The sequence below is a fragment of the Variovorax sp. 10N432 genome, assembly GCF_056394465.1.
Genome location: NZ_JBFTHX010000010.1, coordinates 77,446 through 93,269, shown reverse-complemented (window position 1 = coordinate 93,269; position 15,824 = coordinate 77,446). Strand labels below are relative to the sequence as shown.

Sequence of the window (15,824 nt, the reverse complement as noted above, 5' to 3'; positions counted from 1 at the left end):
CCTCCCTGGTTGTCGCAGGAGGTGCATAAATAGACTTTACCGAAGATTACTGACTGATACCAGTTCCGGTCAGAAATTAGGTTTCAAACCAGGGGCGTGGCGTGGCGCGGCGGCATCGTTTTTCCGCTCGCCGACGCTCGATTGTTACCAATTCCCGATGTCGGGGTTCTGGTAGACGAAATCGTTCGGCAGGTCGAGGTTGGAGTATGAGAAGGACAGGCTGATGTCCATCGACAGCACCTGGTGCCACCAGGCGAGCGGCAGGAACATCGTCTCGCCGGGCTCCACGATCACGTCCAGCACCGTCACCTCGCCGAAGAGCGGATAGCGGGCGAGGTCCGGGTTGTCGACGTCGACCGGGCTGAAGACGCCGTTGTAGTTGTAGACCTTCGGGGTCTCCAGGGGCGACACGAGGCGCCAGCGCTTGCGTCCGACCACCTGCGTGTGGAACAGCATCAGGGTGTCGTGGTGCAAGGGCGTCGTGGTGCCGGCCGGCCCGAACCAGAACGACGAGCGGTGGCCGAGCTGCGAGCGGTCGCAGGCGGGCGGCAGGCGGCCGATGTCTTCCAGCAGCGGCGCAAACCCGGGGCTGCGCAAGGCCTCGTTGTTGGCCGTCAGGTAGTAGTCGTTGGTCGGCCCTCCGGCGAGCACCCGGTCGACGAACGGACCCAGCTGCACGATCTTGCGATGCGCGAGCTTGTTCTCCTCGTAGTTCGGATCGGCATCGCGGCCGTCCTGGATCTCGACGTCCAGATGGCCGAAACGCCGCTTCAGGTCCTCGGGCGACCAGCGCTTCATGGCGCCCCAGTCCTTGGTGACGTCGGTCAGGACCACCGGACGGCAGCCCCGCACGTAGCGCTCGACGAACTCGTCGCGCGACGGCGACTTGCGCTTCTCGACCACGCCGTAGCGTGGCGACGACGCCCATAGCTTCTGCAGGTTCGCGACCACAGATTCGAGCTTGCGCTCGACCTTCTGCATGCGGCGGGCGGCGCGAAAGGCCGGATCGGTCTCGATCCGGGCGATGGCCGCCTTCGATTGCACCGCATCGATTCCGGCGGCCGTCATCGTCGAGAGCATCGAGTCGGGCGTGCATTCGCGCAGGCGGTTCTCGGCGATCCACTGCAGCCAGTCGTCGCTGACCGGCGCCGGCGCGCCGAGCTCGCGCGGCCGCGGCGCCGGGGGCAGTTCGGGCAGTTCGGGGAGTTGGGTCGAGGCCTGCGATCGCCTGAGGATCTGGAGGGTCTCGGCGAAGACGGCGTCGACGAAGGGCTTGTTGGGGGTACCCGCTGGGATGCCCTTGTGGTCGTCGACGGCGCCCTCGATGACCTTGTCGATGAAGCCGCGGTTCTGCCGCTCGGCTTCCTGCAGCAGGGTATGAAGAAGGTAGGCCATGGCGCCCACCTGGGCGTTCTGGGTCCAGTCAACCGGGTCTGCGCTCATGCTTTGTCCGAAGGTGATGGGGTCGTACGCGGGTGGACCATGACTGTAGCGGCAGAGGCGATGTCCCGTATCGCGCCGCGGATTGGTCAAAAATGCCTGAATCCGTTAGAACGTCGCAAATGCCAAAAACCATCTTCGCGGACGTCGTACTGGTGGTCCACGGACTGGTCACGGCATTCGCGTTGACTGGTTGTGCATTCGCATGGCTCTGGCCCCGCCTGGCCTGGGTCCATCTGCCGCTGCTGGCCTGGTCGGTGACGGTGGGCGTCACCGGATGGGCATGTCCGTTGACGCTGCTCGAACTCAAGATTCGGCGCGCGGCCGGAGAGTCGACCTACGAGGGGGGGTTCATCGACCACCATGTCGGGCGCCTGGTTCATGCGAATGGATTGCCGCGCGGCGCTCAAGCTTCCCTGGCGCTCCTGCTTGCCGCAGTCAATCTTGCCGCCTACGCAGCGCTGATTCGATCATGAAGATTCGGAGGCCAACATGCGTGAGACCGTCGATCGCATTTCAACCGGACGCGCCGGGGTCAAGCTGGCGGCAACCTGGGCGACGAGCGTCGACGAGGTTCGCGAGGCGCAGCGTTTGCGTTTCAGGATCTTTGCCGGAGAGATGGGCGCGCGCCTGGCGCCGGGACGCGCCACGCTCGAAGGCCACGACATCGACCGCTTCGACGACTTCTGCGCCCATCTGCTGATTCGCGCGCACGCGGCGAACGACGGTGCCCCGCCGCGCGTCGTCGGCACTTACCGCGTCCTCACCCCGGAAGCCGCGCTGCGCGCTGGCGGGTACTACAGCGAAACCGAGTTCGACCTGGCACGGTTGCGGCCCTTGCGCAGGCGCATGGCCGAACTGGGCCGATCGTGCGTGGATCCGGCATGGCGGACCGGCGGGACGATCCTGTCGTTGTGGGCCGCCCTGGGCGACTTCATGGTTCGCCACCGCCTCGACATCGCTTTCGGTTGCGCGAGCGTGTCGGCCTCGGATGGCGGGCACCGCGCCGCCAGCGTCTGGCGCCATGTGTCCCTGCACCATCTCGCACCGGTCGAGCGGCGCGCGGTGCCGCTTCATCCTGCGACCTTGCCGGCCTCGTGCGATGCCATCGATGCCGCGCTGCCGCCGTTGATCAAGGGCTACCTTCGATGCGGCGCCGAGGTGCTGGGTCCGCCCGGCTTCGACCCGGACTTCGACACCGCCGACTTCCCGATGCTGATGCGCTTCGACAATCTGCCGCATCGCCACCATCGCCGCTTCGTCGACAGCGGGCGGCACCGGCCTATCGATAGAAGCGTTCCTCCCAGCGCCTGAGATTCGCCTCGCCCTCGCGCAGGAACGGCGTGAACACCGCGAGCCTGAGCAGCAGGGCATTCAGCGCCCGGGCGGGGAAACGCAGCGGCTTGACGAAATCCACGAACAGCACGACCCGCGATTGCGCCGTGTGGTTCCAGGCTTCGTGCTCGTAGGCGTCGTCGAAGATCAGCGTCCGGCCCTCTTCCCAGTGCTGCAGCGCCTGATCGATCCGGATCGCGCTGCGCTCGCGCGGCTCGGGAACGACAAGCCCGAGGTGCAGCCGGAGTACGCCGTTGTATGGCCCGCGATGCGGCGGCGTGTGCTTGCCCGGCTCGAACACCGAGAACATCGCCGTCTGCAGGCCCGGGATACGTTGCACCAGCCGCCAGGTCTCGGGGCACCGAGCGCAATTGCGCGGGGAACGGACGCCATAGGCCGTGAAGACGAAGACCTTCCAGCGATCGTCGTCGTTGATCGATGCCGCATCGACGCTGATGTCCTGGACGTTCGGCAGCTCGCGCTTGCGCGCCATCACGACGTCGAGTTCGGCTCGCACCGATCGCCAGTCCCGCTCGAGTTCGGCAGCCCATGGAAAATCCGTCGTATCGAAGATGCGGCGATTGCCCAGGATCGCCTGCCGCCGATTGAGGGATTCGGCCAACGCGACCACGCGCATGAAGAGACGGCTCGCCCAGCCCGGCCGCTCCATCGGCGCGATGCCGTCGGTCGCCCAGGCGGGTTCCGGTCCGGCACTCATGGCTTGGATGGCTTGGTTTTCCGGCGGCGCGGCTCCTCCTGCGGCGGCCGCAGCAGGTCCGCGAGAATCCGGAACCCGATACCGACCAGCTTCTCGTCGCCCGCTTTCGCCAGTCTTTCGCGCATCCGCCTCCTGAGCTTGGGTGTCCGGGCCTTGTTGGCGAAATCCTTCTGAAGATCCCTGACGAACCTCAGCGTCTCGGCGGAACTGACGACTTCAATGTCTGTCGGGGAGATTCTCTTGGCCATGGCAGTCCCCTAGAGGTTGAGCGCGGTCGCAACGGCGGCGATGGTCTGCGGCTGGCTCATGGTGAGGAGGTGTCCGAGGTTGAAGCCGGCCAGCGTCATCACGTTGGCAGGGTTCGAAGCGGCCAGCCCGATGTGTCGCGCGGTCCATGCGGGTTGCGTGTCGTCTCCCGGCACCTGGGCTACGTTTCCGATGGGACTCGGTGCGATCGGTGGCACCCATTGCCAGGTGGTGCTGCCGAGGGTGTTCTGCGGCCCGCTCACGCAACGGATGTTGAAGAACTTGCCCGCGATCAGGGGGTCGAGGTCCGAGGCGAGAAGCTGGACGAGCTTCCTCGCCTTCTTCACTTCCGCGAGGTCGAACCCCGTCTGGCTCGGAGTGGGATAGCGATGCAAGGCGCCGTTGGTCAGCGGGTAGTAGGGATCGGCGACATCCCCCGTGTTCATGTCGGTGCTGGGATATGCCGCCAACGGAAAGTTCGGATCGGCGGCCAGCGCCGCCCCGTACTTCGCAAAGGTCTTCTTGGCGTCGAGGAACTGAAAGGCGTAGAGCGCCGGCATCGACGTCAGTACCTTGCGAACCTTCTTCTGGTCGAGCAGCGCCAGCAGCGGCTCGCCTTCGAAGAAGCGATGGATCTGGCCGCCATAGCCGTAGAACGGGGTGGCCACGGTCACTGCCGCCCTCAGGGCCGGCGTGTCGTGCTTGCGCAGGATCCAGTTGACGATCATGCCGCCGGCGCTGTGCCCGACGAGCGAGTAGTCCTGCAGCACGTCGGCGTTGTTGCATTCGTCCTTCACCCGCTCCTGGAAATACGGCAGGAACTTCTTGACGAAGAACTTGCCGATGTCGTTGGTGGTACGGCGCCAATCCCAGCCGAAGACGAAGTAGTCGATCTTTTTCGCCTCGCACCAGGCCGTGAAGCCGTCGTAGGGCGTGCGGCCTGCGACCTTGACCGGCCCATCCGCGAGGACGAAGCGGTTTCCCTTGTCACGATGCTTGCCGCCCACCTTGACCATCTCGACTTCCAGCACGGTGCCCATCATGCTCCAGATGTCGAGCCACTTCCTCTCGTAGGCAAAGGTCTGGTTCGACGGTCCGCCTTGCACATAGGGCTTGGTGGCGCGCTTGAGCTGGCTGCCGAGGCCGCCCGGGAAGAGGAACACGGTGTGCCGCTGGCCGTTGGCGGGCCCGCCGATCAGAAAGTAGCGGTCGACGAAATCATCGATCAGGTGGTCGAGCATCCTGAGCTGCTCGAGGTCGCGATTGGTCTCGTAGTTCATCGCTTTCCTTTCTGGCCGCGGGGTGCAGCAGGAGGCTTCTGCAAGGCGATCAGGATGCGGCGCCAGATCTAGACGTACAAGTCCGGAGCAGTCGCGTCGTCCACGCCGGCTGCGTATCGTCCCCGGGAACACGCAGCCCCAGGTGGATCGGTGACACGTTCTTCGCCGGATCGAACTCGCGAGTGATCCAGTCCCAGGTGAAAGGGGTACGGGTCCGGTTCTTCGGGCGTACGCCCCTGATGTTGTAGAACCTGGAAGACAGCGCCTTGTCGAGCGGGCCGGTCAACGTCTCGGCTACCTGTCTCGCTGCTTCGAGTTCCGTGCGGCAGAAGCCCGTGATCTCGGCTTGCGGATACCGGAAATTGGGCGGGACCTCGACAGGGCGATAAGGGTCCGCCGGCTTTTTCGTCTTTGAATCGACGCATGGATAGGCCGCAAGCGGATAGGCGTCGTCCTTGAAGGCGCACGCGTTCGCGAGGTAGATCCTTTCCTCCAGCAGGTTGACGGTGTAAAGCGCCGGGAACGACGAGATGACGCGGACCATTTCATCCTGGCCCAGATGATTCAGCAGTGGTTCTCCGACGAACCAGCGACCGATCTGCCCCGAATAGCCGTAGAACGGCGTCGCGACGGTGATCGCCTTGTTCGGTTCGGGCAGCGCCTTGGGGTGTTTGCGCAGGATCCAGTTGACGAGCATGCCGCCCAGGCAATGACCGATCAGCGTCATCTGCGCGAGTGGATCCACCTTGTACTCATCGCGCAACCGCTTGCAGAAGGACGGCAGGAACTTCTTCGCAAAGAAATCGCTGACTTCCGGGATCGGCCGCCGCCAGTCGTACCCGTAGAAGAAGACGTCGATGCCGCGCTGGGCGCACCAATCGGCAAACGAGTCGTACGGCGTGTAGCCGAATGCCTGGACCGATCCGCCGGCGATCACGATGTGCCGGTCCGCGTCGACCCAATGGCCTGCAGCGTCGCGCTTCATCTTCAGCATCAGCGCAGCGCCGATGAGGGTGTAGATGTTGAGGCAGACGGTCTGGAACAGCGTCGGGTCCGGGCTCGCCCCGCCCGAATAGGCAGCGCGCGATCGCTTCAGTTCCGAACCGCAACCACCCGGGAACAGGATCACCGTCTTTCGCTTCTCCGGCGAAGCGTATTGATTCCGCAGCCGGATGAATTCGGAGACGGCGCGTTCGAGTTCCTTCAGTTGGGCTTGGTCCCGGGCCTCCAGGTAGGTCATCGCGTCGCTCCTTCCACGTCCGCCACGATGGGATGCACGGTGTGCCGAACGTTGGTGGGCACATACGGCTTGAGCCACTCCGCGGGACCGCCCTGCGCGTCCGTCAGGACCACCGGGTCGAAATAGCGCACCCGGTCCTCTTCCGTGAGATCGTCCGGCCGCTCGAAGTACTGTGGATCGAGCATGTCCGTGCCCGCAAGATACGTACGCGGCCGGGTCGGCGTGGCGCTCGACCAGATGAAGCAATGGAAGTTGGCCGACGCGATCACGTACCACCGCACGGGATTGAACGACCCCGCGCGCACGATGCGGCGCAGCGTCTTCACCAGGATGCGCATGCGCGACACCACCGTCCACGGTCGCCTGAACATTCGCTCGATGAAGTCCACGACCGCGTCCCGGTCGTCGGCCAGTTGCTTGTGGCCGATGGTCTCGCCATCGAGGTCGCGCAGGCGCAGGTTCGGCGCGAGATGCCCCATGCGCAGGTCATCCCAGAAGCTCGCGGTGCCAGCCAGCGGCGCGACCAGACTCAGGTACACCGGCATCGGCATCAGAGGGTTGCGCGCGAGGGCGTCGATCTGCCGCTCCATCTCGGCCGCGGTCTGGTGGCGCTGGTCGAACATGTAGCCGTAGCAGATCGCGATGCCCTGCGACTCGGCAAAGGCGATGTCCTCGATGACGTTGTAGCGCCGGCCGAGGTTCTGCTTCTTGTTGTAGCGGGCGAGCATCTCGCGGTCGAGCGACTCGACGCCAGCAAAGAGCAGGATGCAATTCGACCTGGCAAGGTGCACGATGAGTTCGCGATCGTGCAGGATGTTCTGCGTCACGAGGGCCGCCCAGCCGCGCACCTTCGGATGCGAGCCGAGCAGCTTCGCCACGCGCAGCATGTGCGCGGCATCGTCGGAGAAGTTGTTGTCGAGCAGCATGACCAGCGGGTACCAGCGCCTGAAGCTCCAGCGCGCGCTCGCCGCCAGCGTGCTCTCGAGCGCATCCGCGAAGTGATCGAGGCTGTAGGTCGCATGGGCGCCGACCTCGTTCGGCATCACGCAGAAGCTGCACTTGAAGCTGCAGCCACGCGACGATTCGATGAGGTGGAGCATCGGGCTGATGCCGCTGCGCAGGAAGAGGCCGTAGTCCACCCGGTACGAAGAGATCTTCGCCGCTGCGGAGCGATAGATCGGCTTGAGCGAGCCGCGCAGGAAGCCCTCGACGACCTCCGGAACGGTGTCGACGCCACCGGCGCACACGACGTCGAAGAAACGTGTCGCGAACTCCGGAAAGTTGCTGCAGATGCTGCCGCCCCCGACGACGATGGCGCCGGCCGAGCGAAAGAAGTAGGCGAGCTGGCGCATCCGGTCGAAGTCGGGTTGCAGGCCGGTGAGGAAGACGATGTCGTAGCCACCGCAGTCGCGAGGCTCGAAGGGGCCGTGCCAGTCTTCGTGGTGCAGCCGGACGTCAAAGCGTCCGGGGTCGATCAGCGAGCCGATGTGAAGGCCCGTGATCGGCTGCATGTAGTAGTTGGATCGCCGCTTGTCGCGACTCGGGCGCAAGTGCGTGCAGACCACCAGCGCCTTTCGCCTGGAGGAGACGCGGTCTCGCGACGGCGCAGTCATCCCGCGCCTGACGGTGCAATGGCGAAGCGGATCATTCCTCCTCCGTGGTTCTTAGAACAATCCGCCTATGCCTGACAGCAATTGGCAAATTGCGCACGAAAGTTCTCACAAATGATACGCTTGCGCATCGAAAAATCCAACTTGACGGAGTTCGGAAGGCACATCCAATGCTTGCCACGGACACGATGGAGCCCGGGCGCGAGAGCGCCGAACGCCGATTCCTCACGATCGCCTTCATTGATCTGATCGGCTACACGGAGCTGTCCGAAACACTGGACCCTGAAGACCTCGGCAGCCTCCAGCGCCGCTACCAGATGCTGGCGCTGGCGACGATGGAGCGCTATGGCGGCTTCGTCGCGCGCTTCATCGGCGATGGCGTGCTGGTCTATTTCGGCTACCCACGCGCGCACGAACGCGACGCCGAACGCGCCGTGCGCGCGGCGCTCGAGTTGCTGCGGCAACTGCGCCTCATGGACACCACGGTCAAGGGCCACACGGTCCCGGCCTTCAATGCGCGAATCGGCATCCACTCCGGGCTGGTGGTCGTCGCACACGAGCTGATGAGCGCGGGTGCCAGCATGCCGGGCATCGTCGGCGAGGCCGCGAACCTGGCGGCCCGTCTGCAGACCGATGCCCCGCCCGGCGGCATTCTCATCAGCGGCGACACGCTCGACCTGGTCGACGGCCTGATGGACATCGAGGCGCTGGGCACGCGGCACTACAAGGGGCTGTCGCGCGAAGTCAACGTCTTCAGCGTGCGCAACCTGATGCCCGGTGCGCGGCGCGCCGCACTCGGCTTTCAGCGCGGCGCCACGCGCATGGTCGGCAGGCAGGGTTCGATCGAGCGGCTGCTGGCGCGGTGGATGGCGGCCACCACGGCACCGCGCAGCCAGACCGTCGCAGTGGTGGCCGAAGCCGGCGCCGGCAAGACGCGACTGGTGCTCGAATTGCTGAACCGGCCCGAGTTCGCGGAGGCCCAGGTGCTCAAGGCCGGCTGCCACGAGATCTTCACCAGAACGCCGCTCTACACCTTCACCAACTTCTTCTGGGCCCGCGCCGGGCTGTCGACGGAGGACAGCCCGGCCGAGGCGTCGCTCAAGGTGTCGCGGCTGCTCGACGAGGTCGGCGCGAACGAGACCGGGCACCGCGAGCTGATGCTGGCGCTGCTCGGCCTGGGCGCGGTCGATCCCGCCGCCACGCCAACCCCGACGCCGCAACTCTTCAGGCGCCGGCAAGCCGAGTTCATCGTCGACTACTTCAAGAAGCTGGCCGGCGGCCAACCGACCGTGTTGTGGATCGAGGACATGCATTGGCTGGATCCGTCGTCGGCGGAGGTCTTGCAGGAACTGCTCGCTGCGGTCAAGAACGAGACCATCCTTGTATTGCTGACGATGCGATCGTTTCCGCCGGGCCCTGCGCTGCCGGAGACGGACGAGGTTGTCCAGCTCGAGCAGATGGACGATCGCCATTGCCTGGAGATCGCACGCTCGATTCCAGGCGCGGAAGTGCTGACGGCCGACATCCTCGACCAGGCGGTGGAGGCTGCCGAAGGCGTGCCGCTTTTCGTGGAGCAACTGGTCATGGGCCTGCTCGACGAGCGCGTGCATGGGAGCCTCCGAAACCGGCGGCTCGGCGGCGTGCCCTTGATGCTCGCCGAGTTGCTGTCGGAGCAGCTCGACCGACTGCCCGGCGGACGCCGCATCGTGCAGGCAGCTGCATGCATCGGCCGGTCTTTCGTGCCCGACTTTCTGCTGGCGGTGCTCGAAGAGGACGCGACGCAGGTCGCCAAGCCGCTCGAAGTGCTGGTCGCGGCCGAGATACTCTGGCCGAAGCGCCACGGCGCGGAGATTCAATACGAGTTCCGTCATTCGCTGCTGCAGCGCATGGCCTACGAGTCGATGGTGCAGACCGAGCGGCGCGCGGTCCATGGCCGCATCGTCGACGTCATGCGCCAACGGGAGTCCTCGCTGCCGGTCTTGCCGGAGGTGATGGCGCACCACCTGACGGAGGCCGGCCGCACGCCGCAGGCCATCGAGGCGTGGCTGCAGGCCGGTGTCAAGGCCGCCACCAATTCGGCGCACGTCGAGGCGGTCGACCACCTGCAAAAGGGCCTCGGCTTGCTGGCGGAGATCGACGACCCCAAGCAGCGAAGGCAGCTCGAACTCAACCTGCAGGTCTCGATGATGGGGTCGGTGCTTGCGACGCAGAGCGCGACGTCGACAGCATTGCACGCCTGCTGCGAACGCGGCTTGCAGCTGTGTGCGCAGGGCGATGCCACGCCGCTGGTCTTTCCGTTCGCCTTCGGCGAATTCACCTACGTGAACTGCTGCGGCAAGGGCGAGGAGGCCGAGCGTCTCGCCGGCATGTTCCTGTCGCTGTCGGAGCGCAACGGCTTCGAGTCCGGCCGGGTGATCGGCCATCGCATGCTCGGCATGGCGTTGCTGTCACAGGGCAAGGGCATCGAAGCACGGGCGCAGATCGAAGCCTCGCTGGCGCTCTACTCGCCCGAGCGCGATGCGGCGACGACGCGCATGTTCGGCCAGAACACCGAAGTTCACAGCAAGTCATTGCTGAGCCTGACGCTGTTCTGCCTCGGCGAGGTCGATGCCGCGCTCGCCGTGGGCGTCGACGCCCTGCGTACCGCCGACGCGCTGCGGCATCCGCATTCGACCGCCATCCCCCTGGTGTACGTGGGCGGATGGGTCTTCGGCCTTTGCGAGGCGACCGAGCCCATGCGCCGGGAAGCGCGCCGGCTGCTGCAGCTCGCGGAACAACATCGATTGGCGGGCTTTCGCGCCCACGGCATGGGTTTCTTCGGCTGGGCGCTGTGCCAGAGCGGGCACCTGGCGCAAGGCATTGCGGCGATCGAGCAGGCGGTCGCGGCCTTCGAAGCGGTGTCGTTCCATCTCGCCCTCGCGGGCCACTATGCCAACCTCGCGGATGCGCAGCGGCGCCTCGGCCGGCTGCAGCAGGCGCAGGCATCGGCAAGCCGAGCGCTCGCACTGGTGCCCGAGGGCAGCCGATGGCTCGAGCCCGAGGTGCTGCGGATTGCCGCCCTGGTCAACGCGGAGCTGGCGGACGACCCGGCGGTGACCGAAGCGATGCTGCGTCGGGCCGTGGAATCGGCACGGCGCCTCGCGTTTCCGGTCATGGAGCGGCGCTGCCTGGAAAGCCTCTCGGATTACCTGGGCTCGGACCGGCCGGACGCGCAAGCAGACGAGCGGTTTCGGGCACTCGACGGGCTTGACGGACTGGCGCGGCGCGTCGAGAAGGTGGTGGGCGCCACATAGTCCGGCCTTCGAGACCGGCGGGGCGTCGCCCCTCAGGCCGAATGCCGAAGATGGAACGGCTGCTGGGTGTCGCGCTTGTCGAGTTGTCGCATCCGGCGCTCGAGGTCATAGATGTCGACCGCCCCGGCGAGATAGGTTTCTTCGGCCTCGCGCGAGTTCGGGAAGCGTCGTTGCAGCGATGCGAGCGCGGTGAACGCACGGTAGAGGAGTGTCATGTCAGTTTTTGGAGAAACCTGAAGAATAAGGGTTTTCCCTAATTCCTGCTGTGATCCTCGTCAAACCCGACAGGCGTTGAGGGATAGCCCGGCGACCCACAGGCACTCGACTTTTCTCATACCTGACAGATATTTGGCGCGTTATATTTCGTCACCGCCACCGCACCGCTCCCGCCCGCATGGACAACGACGAGGTCAACAAGCTGCTGGCACGCATCGGCCGCGAAGACCAGGAAGCGTTTCGTCAGCTGTACAAGGCGTTCAGCCGCAAGGTGTACGCGTATGTCCTCAACATGCTGAGCGACCACGCGCGAGCCGAGGAAGTCCTGGCGGACTCGTTCTACGAGGTCTGGCGCCACCCCGATCGCTTTCGCGGCGATTCTCAGTTCTCCACCTGGCTCATCGGGATTGCGCGCAGAAAGGCGCTGATGGTCTACCGTGCGCGGCGGCCTGACGAGGTGCATGGCGATCTCGACGACATCGCCGAGACCACCGCCTCCGACACGCCTGACGGCTACGCGGAGTTGGCTGGCAAGCAACGGCGTGAAGGCGTGCAACATTGCATGGGCAAGCTGTCGGACGAGCATCGCGAATGCCTGCACCTGGTGTTCTACGAGGGCATGAGCCTGGCTGACGTGGCGGAGGTACAGAACTGCCCCGAGGGCACCGTCAAGACGCGCCTGTTCCACGCCCGCCAGAAGATCAAGAATTGCCTGCAGTCGCTGCTGCGCAGCGAGGGGAGTGCCCCTGACGCCAGGGGCGCTCTTGCATCCTGAAGATGCTCGTGGCGTATTTGGCAATTGCGCGAATTAATTTGAACCGTCCGCCGGGCTCGTGCAACCAAGGGGCTGACACGGCATGTCCCGTGCAGGAATGATCATCATGAAAGAACGCTTCGAAGAACTCCTCCCCTGGTATGCCAACGGCTCGCTGGGCGCCGAAGACCGCGCCTGGGTCGAGGCCTACATGGCACAGCATCCCGAGTCCCGCAGCGAGCTGGACTGGTATCGCTCATTGCAGGCGCGCGTGCAGGAAAACGCCCCGGCCGTGCCGGCAACGATCGGCCTGGCCCGCACCATGCGCCTGATCCAGGGCGACCGTCCGACCCTGGCCGAACGCATCGGCGCCTTTTTCGGCAACTTCGGCATGCGCCCGAGCTACGCGCTGGCCGCGCTGGCGGTCATGGCAGTGCAAGGTGGCGTCATCGTGAACATGCTCGGCAGCGCTCGCGAGAGCGCCGACGAAATCCGCGCGCTGCACGCGGTTCGGGTCGAAGAGGGCCCGATGCTGAAGATCAGCTTCGCGCCCGACGCCAAGGAGAGCGACATCCGCATGCTGGTGGTCCAGGTTCACGGCGAACTGGCCGGCGGCCCTGGCCAACTCGGCGACTACTACCTGCGCGTACCGGCCGGCAGCGAAGCGGCGGCGCTCGCACAGGTCAAGGCCGCCCCGATCGTTCAGGCCGCCTCGCTCGCAGCCGGCGTGCCGCCCCGGGAGTAGCCGACATGGCCGCACTGCTGACCCGTCGTCTGCTGCTGCGCGGCGCACTGGGTGCCGCAGCCCTGCCCTTCGGTCCCGCCATGAGCGCCCCGGCCGACGCCAGCGCCGCCGGGTCGCGCATCGCATTGGTGATCGGCAACGGCGCCTACCGCACTGCACCGCTGAAGAACCCGCCGGGCGACGCCATCGCCGTCGCGGCGGCGCTGCGCGGCCTGGGCTACGAGGTGACCCTGCGTCAGAACACGCGACTGCCGGAACTGATCGAATCGCTGCGCGAGTTTTCGATCCGTGCGCCCAAGGCGGCGGTTCGCGTGGTGTTCTATGCCGGCCATGGGGTTCAGGTGAAGGGTCGCAACTACCTCGTGCCGATCGATGCCGACCCGCAGTCCGAAGATGACATCCAGCGGCAGAGCGCGGACGTCGGCGAGTTCGTCGACCGACTCAGTGCGATCGGCACCGGGGCCAACATCGTGGTGCTCGATGCCTGCCGAGTGAACCCGTTCGCCGGCGGCGTCATCGTGGGTCCCGATGGACGGCGCCTGAAATTCCGCGGCGCGACGCCGGGCGGCCTGGCATCGCTCGATGCGCCGGTGGGCACGCTCGTGGCCTTTTCGACCGCGCCGAACGGCGTGGCGCTCGACAGCGCCAGCAGCGAGCACAGCGTCTATGCACGCCACCTGCTCGCCAACATGTCGATGCCGGGGCTGCAGATCGAGCAACTCTTCAAGCGGGTGCGTATCGGTGTGGCCGAAGACACCGGCCGCGTACAGGTACCCTGGGAGTCCTCGAGCCTGACCGCTGACTTCTGCTTCAAATCGAACGCCAACGGGCGCTGCGGCAGCTGAGCCACCCCTCACGCGTGGTCTTCAATGAAGCGCTCGAGCTCGCGCGCGAAGCGCAGTGGCTCACTGACATGCGGCGAATGGCCGGCATGCGGATAGACCGAGACCTGCGCGTGCTTCACCGTGTCGCGATACCAGGCGTCGAGCGGCACACCGGCGTAGTGCGGGCTGCGGGCCCCGAGCACGACGAACAGCGGCGCGTCGAGGCGCGACAGCGAAGCGCGGAAGTCGGCCTTCGCCATTGACTCGGCCAGGTCGAGCAGCGGCTTGACATCGATCCGCCCCAGACGGCGACGCAGCATCCGTCCGAGCGGCGCTTCGACAGCCAGTTGGCGCTGCAACCAGGCGCCCCCGAGTGCTCCGACCTCGTTCAACAGCATCTCGGCCAAATCCCGGCGCGCGCCGGCGATCAGCCCCGACAGCATCGCCGCGCTGCAGCCGCCGAACAGCCCCAGTCGCCAGCTGTCGTCCGTCACGATGCGCGGCGACTGGTCGACCAGCGCCACCGCTGCAACCCGCTGCGTGCCATGCAGGTGCAGGTATTGCATCAACGTCAGCGCGCCCATGGAATGCCCGACCAGGATCGAGCGCTGCAGCCCGAAGTGGTCGAGTGCCTCGGCCAGGTCGTTCGCAAGCCGCGCCAGCGTGATGCTGCCGCTCGCCGACCGGCAGCTGCCATGGCCGCGTGCGTCCCAGCTCAGCACGCAATGGCGCCTTGCCAGCCTCCGGGCCACCGGCAGCCAATCGCGATGCGTGCATCCGAAGCCGTGCACCAGCACCAGCGGCGACCCGCGGCCGAGCACACACACGGGAACAACGTGGCCATCGGTGGCAGTGAACGTGTCGTATTCGCTCGCACCGCGCGAGCCGAAACCCATCAATCCGAAGTTGCGCAGCGCGTCGAAGGCACCGCGCACGCCCGTCAGGCGTGCGGGGTTCGGCGGCGGATCAGGCGGCGCGCTGTCGGGCATCGCTGGCGATCCTACGCCGGTGCGGGGTTTGCCCGAAATCTCCTTGAACCGAATCCGGAAGGTCCGCAACCCATGGGCGGGAAGGCAAGCAATTCGGCAAGCCCAACCTCAAACCCTGTCATCACTCCCTGGAGATCATCATGCAAATCGTTCGCAAAGCATCCCTCGTCATCGCCCTCGGTTTCGCCTTCGGTGGCGCGATGGCCGGCGAAATCGCCGGCTCGACGGTGTTGTCCACCAACGCCAACAACACCTCGTCCGGCTTCCTGGCCACGGCGCGTCAGAACATCGGCGTGTCCGAGGGGAACTCCAAGATCACCAACAGCACGGTGATCGCCAACGGCGCCAACAACTCCGCCTCGGGCTTCCTGTCGACGGCGAACCAAGACGTCGGCCGTGCACGGGACAACGGCGAGCTCACCAACAGCACGGTCATCGGCACGAACCTGAACAACAGGGCTTCGGGCTTCCTCAGCACCGCCACGCAGGAAGTGGGCTTCGCCAAGGGCAACGGCAAGGTGAGCAACTCGACCGTTATCGCCAATGGGGCAACCAACACCGCATCCGGCTTCCTGTCCACGGCCAGCCAGCAGATCGGCGGCGCGCAAGGCAACGGCAAGCTGACGAACTCGACCGTCATCGCCTCCGGCTCGAACAACAGCGCAAGCGGCTTCCTGTCCACCGCCGCCCAAAGCATCGGAGTCGCCAAGTAACCAGCGCTGCGCTTTCGTCGCTCATCCGCCAGCGCCAACCGCGCTGGCGGCTTTCCAGCAAGGAGACCCCCCATGAATGCCCCCCTCGCCCGCACCTCCCGCATCATCCTCGTCGCCATCACGCTGGGCGCATGCGCCAGTGCATTCGCGGGGCAGGAACTGCTGGAGGTCGACTCGCGGTTCCGCGCGAAGATCGCGAAGGAGAAGATCCGCATCGGCGCACAGGAGCGCAAGGCGGAAGAACAAGGGAAGTCCCTGGACCCGAACCAGGGCACCTGCGGGAGCCAGAGCATCGGCAACATCGACACCGGCGGGCGCATCGGAGCCGCTCCGCGCGAGGTGTTCGTGTTCGCACCCAATGCGATCAACATCGTCGGCCGCGGCAGTTGCCAGTGACCCGAAATCCCTCAGAACGGAGATG

16 protein-coding genes are annotated in these 15,824 nt (G+C 65.9%); 8 read left to right on the top strand and 8 right to left on the bottom strand.

Annotation, left to right across the window (positions count from 1 at the left end; all coding sequences use genetic code 11):
• Positions 1-144: 144 nt before the first annotated feature.
• Complete coding sequence (locus AC1DF3_RS14185; RefSeq protein ID WP_286532879.1) at positions 145-1,443, bottom strand: cupin-like domain-containing protein; 1,299 nt, start codon at positions 1,441-1,443, stop codon at positions 145-147.
• A gap of 119 nt (positions 1,444-1,562) precedes the next feature.
• Between AC1DF3_RS14185 and AC1DF3_RS14180 the strand changes: the two genes are divergently transcribed.
• Entirely contained in the window at positions 1,563-1,916 is a 354-nt protein-coding gene (locus AC1DF3_RS14180) for a DUF2784 domain-containing protein (protein WP_286532878.1), read from the top strand.
• 16 nt (positions 1,917-1,932) lie between these two features.
• Positions 1,933-2,754, top strand: a complete 822-nt coding sequence (locus AC1DF3_RS14175) for a GNAT family N-acetyltransferase (RefSeq protein ID WP_286532877.1) — start codon at positions 1,933-1,935, stop codon at positions 2,752-2,754.
• Here the strand turns inward: AC1DF3_RS14175 and AC1DF3_RS14170 are convergent.
• Genes AC1DF3_RS14170 through AC1DF3_RS14150 form a run of 5 tightly spaced genes read right to left on the bottom strand, consistent with a single transcriptional unit; the run spans position 2,723 to position 7,770 of the window.
• Positions 2,723-3,493 carry an aspartyl/asparaginyl beta-hydroxylase domain-containing protein gene (locus tag AC1DF3_RS14170; protein WP_286532876.1) on the bottom strand — a complete coding sequence of 257 codons (771 nt, stop codon included), beginning with the start codon at positions 3,491-3,493 and terminating at the stop codon, positions 2,723-2,725. The two genes, AC1DF3_RS14175 and AC1DF3_RS14170, sit on opposite strands and share 32 nt — an antisense overlap.
• A complete protein-coding gene (locus AC1DF3_RS14165) occupies positions 3,490-3,741 on the bottom strand; it encodes a hypothetical protein (RefSeq protein WP_286532875.1) in 252 nt (83 codons plus the stop codon). Before AC1DF3_RS14165 ends, AC1DF3_RS14170 begins: the two co-directional genes overlap by 4 nt.
• 9 nt (positions 3,742-3,750) lie before the next feature.
• Positions 3,751-5,019: a hypothetical protein gene (locus tag AC1DF3_RS14160; protein WP_478139967.1), complete on the bottom strand. Its 1,269-nt coding sequence runs from the start codon at positions 5,017-5,019 to the stop codon at positions 3,751-3,753.
• Positions 5,020-5,068: 49 nt separating this feature from the next.
• Positions 5,069-6,259, bottom strand: a complete 1,191-nt coding sequence (locus tag AC1DF3_RS14155; protein WP_478139966.1) for a hypothetical protein — start codon at positions 6,257-6,259, stop codon at positions 5,069-5,071.
• Positions 6,256-7,770 carry a B12-binding domain-containing radical SAM protein gene (locus AC1DF3_RS14150; RefSeq protein ID WP_478139965.1) on the bottom strand — a complete coding sequence of 505 codons (1,515 nt, stop codon included), beginning with the start codon at positions 7,768-7,770 and terminating at the stop codon, positions 6,256-6,258. Before AC1DF3_RS14150 ends, AC1DF3_RS14155 begins: the two co-directional genes overlap by 4 nt.
• A gap of 269 nt (positions 7,771-8,039) precedes the next feature.
• Here AC1DF3_RS14150 and AC1DF3_RS14145 point away from each other — a divergent pair, with 269 nt between their 5' ends.
• The gene (locus AC1DF3_RS14145) at positions 8,040-11,162 is read left to right on the top strand and encodes an ATP-binding protein (RefSeq protein WP_478139964.1); all 3,123 of its coding nucleotides are present in this window, start codon (positions 8,040-8,042) and stop codon (positions 11,160-11,162) included.
• Between the two features lie 32 nt (positions 11,163-11,194).
• Here the strand turns inward: AC1DF3_RS14145 and AC1DF3_RS14140 are convergent, their stop codons facing one another.
• A complete protein-coding gene (locus AC1DF3_RS14140; RefSeq protein ID WP_286524307.1) occupies positions 11,195-11,377 on the bottom strand; it encodes a DUF3563 family protein in 183 nt (60 codons plus the stop codon).
• Between the two features lie 179 nt (positions 11,378-11,556).
• Between AC1DF3_RS14140 and AC1DF3_RS14135 the strand changes: the two genes are divergently transcribed.
• From AC1DF3_RS14135 to AC1DF3_RS14125, 3 genes are all read left to right on the top strand, one after another.
• The gene (locus AC1DF3_RS14135) at positions 11,557-12,153 is read left to right on the top strand and encodes an RNA polymerase sigma factor (protein WP_286532868.1); all 597 of its coding nucleotides are present in this window, start codon (positions 11,557-11,559) and stop codon (positions 12,151-12,153) included.
• Between the two features lie 106 nt (positions 12,154-12,259).
• Entirely contained in the window at positions 12,260-12,877 is a 618-nt protein-coding gene (locus AC1DF3_RS14130; protein ID WP_286532866.1) for an anti-sigma factor family protein, read from the top strand.
• A 5-nt stretch (positions 12,878-12,882) separates the two neighbouring features.
• Positions 12,883-13,722, top strand: a complete 840-nt coding sequence (locus AC1DF3_RS14125) for a caspase family protein (RefSeq protein ID WP_286532862.1) — start codon at positions 12,883-12,885, stop codon at positions 13,720-13,722.
• Between the two features lie 8 nt (positions 13,723-13,730).
• Here the strand turns inward: AC1DF3_RS14125 and AC1DF3_RS14120 are convergent, their stop codons facing one another.
• Positions 13,731-14,690, bottom strand: coding sequence for an alpha/beta fold hydrolase (locus AC1DF3_RS14120; RefSeq protein ID WP_478139963.1), 960 nt, complete (start codon positions 14,688-14,690; stop codon positions 13,731-13,733).
• 140 nt (positions 14,691-14,830) lie between these two features.
• Between AC1DF3_RS14120 and AC1DF3_RS14115 the strand changes: the two genes are divergently transcribed.
• Together AC1DF3_RS14115 and AC1DF3_RS14110 are read left to right on the top strand one after the other, a co-directional pair.
• Positions 14,831-15,403: a hypothetical protein gene (locus AC1DF3_RS14115; protein WP_478139962.1), complete on the top strand. Its 573-nt coding sequence runs from the start codon at positions 14,831-14,833 to the stop codon at positions 15,401-15,403.
• 72 nt (positions 15,404-15,475) lie between these two features.
• Positions 15,476-15,799, top strand: coding sequence for a hypothetical protein (locus tag AC1DF3_RS14110; RefSeq protein ID WP_478139961.1), 324 nt, complete (start codon positions 15,476-15,478; stop codon positions 15,797-15,799).
• The last annotated feature ends 25 nt before the right edge of the window (positions 15,800-15,824 follow it).

Excerpts from the sequence above, each read along its gene's own strand:
- AC1DF3_RS14135 (WP_286532868.1), top strand. The coding sequence starts at position 11,557 with ATGGACAACGACGAGGTCAACAAGCTGCTGGCACGCATCGGCCGCGAA.
- AC1DF3_RS14145 (WP_478139964.1), top strand. The coding sequence starts at position 8,040 with ATGCTTGCCACGGACACGATGGAGCCCGGGCGCGAGAGCGCCGAACGC.
- AC1DF3_RS14155 (WP_478139966.1), bottom strand. The coding sequence starts at position 6,259 with ATGACCTACCTGGAGGCCCGGGACCAAGCCCAACTGAAGGAACTCGAA.
- AC1DF3_RS14180 (WP_286532878.1), top strand. The coding sequence starts at position 1,563 with ATGCCAAAAACCATCTTCGCGGACGTCGTACTGGTGGTCCACGGACTG.
- AC1DF3_RS14165 (WP_286532875.1), bottom strand. The coding sequence starts at position 3,741 with ATGGCCAAGAGAATCTCCCCGACAGACATTGAAGTCGTCAGTTCCGCC.
- AC1DF3_RS14175 (WP_286532877.1), top strand. The coding sequence starts at position 1,933 with ATGCGTGAGACCGTCGATCGCATTTCAACCGGACGCGCCGGGGTCAAG.
- AC1DF3_RS14140 (WP_286524307.1), bottom strand. The coding sequence starts at position 11,377 with ATGACACTCCTCTACCGTGCGTTCACCGCGCTCGCATCGCTGCAACGA.
- AC1DF3_RS14160 (WP_478139967.1), bottom strand. The coding sequence starts at position 5,019 with ATGAACTACGAGACCAATCGCGACCTCGAGCAGCTCAGGATGCTCGAC.
- AC1DF3_RS14150 (WP_478139965.1), bottom strand. The coding sequence starts at position 7,770 with ATGCAGCCGATCACGGGCCTTCACATCGGCTCGCTGATCGACCCCGGA.
- AC1DF3_RS14185 (WP_286532879.1), bottom strand. The coding sequence starts at position 1,443 with ATGAGCGCAGACCCGGTTGACTGGACCCAGAACGCCCAGGTGGGCGCC.
- AC1DF3_RS14110 (WP_478139961.1), top strand. The coding sequence starts at position 15,476 with ATGAATGCCCCCCTCGCCCGCACCTCCCGCATCATCCTCGTCGCCATC.
- AC1DF3_RS14115 (WP_478139962.1), top strand. The coding sequence starts at position 14,831 with ATGCAAATCGTTCGCAAAGCATCCCTCGTCATCGCCCTCGGTTTCGCC.
- AC1DF3_RS14170 (WP_286532876.1), bottom strand. The coding sequence starts at position 3,493 with ATGAGTGCCGGACCGGAACCCGCCTGGGCGACCGACGGCATCGCGCCG.
- AC1DF3_RS14130 (WP_286532866.1), top strand. The coding sequence starts at position 12,260 with ATGAAAGAACGCTTCGAAGAACTCCTCCCCTGGTATGCCAACGGCTCG.
- AC1DF3_RS14120 (WP_478139963.1), bottom strand. The coding sequence starts at position 14,690 with ATGCCCGACAGCGCGCCGCCTGATCCGCCGCCGAACCCCGCACGCCTG.
- AC1DF3_RS14125 (WP_286532862.1), top strand. The coding sequence starts at position 12,883 with ATGGCCGCACTGCTGACCCGTCGTCTGCTGCTGCGCGGCGCACTGGGT.